A 659-nucleotide genomic window follows, 5' to 3' on the forward strand; every position below is an offset into this window, starting at 1 on the left:
CCGCCAGACCTTGGGGCGCACGCCTTGCAACTCGACCTTGAGTTGCAGCACTTTGATGTTTCTGGTGGGTGACCCCACGAGCTTGAGCGAGGGCCTGTTCGATGAGGTGACCATGGCCCACATTGTGCCGATGGTCCGGGTGCTCACGCCGCCTGGCGTTGTTCAGGTGTGGCTTGCTGCGGTGGGCACAGCCGCCACGGCAGCAGCTCATCAACGCGGTTGATCGGATGATCGGCTATGCGCGCCAGCACCTGATGCAAGTAGGCATACGGATCGATCCCATGCAGCTTGGCCGTACCCAGCAGCGTGTAGACGATGGCGGCACGCTCGCCGCCCGCATCCGAGCCCAGATGCAGGTAGTTCTTACGCCCGATGGCCACGCCGCGCAGTGATCGCTCGGCGATGTTGTTGTGCGCCTCCATGAGGCCATCGTCCACGAAGCGCGTGAGTGCCCGCCAGTGGCTCAGGCTGTAGCCGATGGCCAGTGACATCGGTGACTTGGCAGACAGCTTTGCCTGCATCTCGATGAGCCATGTGTGCAAGTCTGCCAGGATGGGCGCCGTGCGTTGCTGTCGCTGCCGTCGTCGCTCATCAGGTGGTTGGCCCTGGATGTCCGCTTCGATGGCAAACACCCTGGCGATGCGCAGCAGGGCCTGGTG

General features: G+C 63.4%; 1 protein-coding gene. It reads right to left on the reverse strand.

The genetic code is table 11. The features are described from left to right. Positions 1–143: 143 nt before the first annotated feature. The coding region (locus ABG80_RS20845; protein ID WP_152987782.1) for an IS66 family transposase at positions 144–659 on the reverse strand (516 nt) is incomplete at its 5' end.

The organism is Aquabacterium parvum (assembly GCF_001447195.1).
Taxonomy (GTDB): domain Bacteria; phylum Pseudomonadota; class Gammaproteobacteria; order Burkholderiales; family Burkholderiaceae_C; genus Aquabacterium; species Aquabacterium parvum.